Raw genomic sequence first — 588 nt, forward strand, 5'->3', positions numbered from 1 at the left:
CATCACTGTCACCGGCACTAATGACAAAGCGGTCATCAGTGTGAGTGACCCGCAGAGTGCTGACATTGTTGAGTTGGGTATTGATGCTCAAGGTGATGAGATTGGTAATAGTTATGCAGAAGGTCAGCTGAGCGTTGTAGATGCCGATCAAGGTCAAGAGAGCTTTAACGAGGTAGATAGCGGGAAGTTGCAAGGTAAGTACGGCATATTCACCTTTGATGAATCAACTGGCGATTGGACTTACACGCTGAATGATTCTAAAGCTAATAAGCTAGATCAAGGTGATACGTACACAGAAAGCTTGTTAGTGAAATCACTTGATGGTACCGATAGTTACGAAATACAAGTAGAGGTGAAAGGCAGCAACGATGCGCCAACCGTGGGCGATGCACTGACGAAGACCACCCATGAAGATGCGCCAGAGCAAACCCTGAACCTACTTAAAGGCGCAGACGACGTGGACGCGGATGCGATCTTGTCGATTGCTGACCTAGATAGCTTGCCAACAGGACTGTCGCTGGCCGCGGACGGTTACACGCTTGTGATTGATCCAAGTGCCTTTAACTATCTGGCTGCGGGAGAGAGCGA

General features: G+C 48.8%; 1 protein-coding gene. It reads left to right on the forward strand.

The annotated features are described in order from the left end of the window. Positions 1-588: VCBS domain-containing protein (locus A136_RS22770; RefSeq protein WP_017063826.1), on the forward strand; the 588-nt coding region annotated here is incomplete at both ends.

Origin of the sequence: Vibrio crassostreae 9ZC13, from assembly GCF_000272045.2 — a bacterium.
Classification (GTDB): Bacteria; Pseudomonadota; Gammaproteobacteria; order Enterobacterales; family Vibrionaceae; genus Vibrio; species Vibrio crassostreae_C.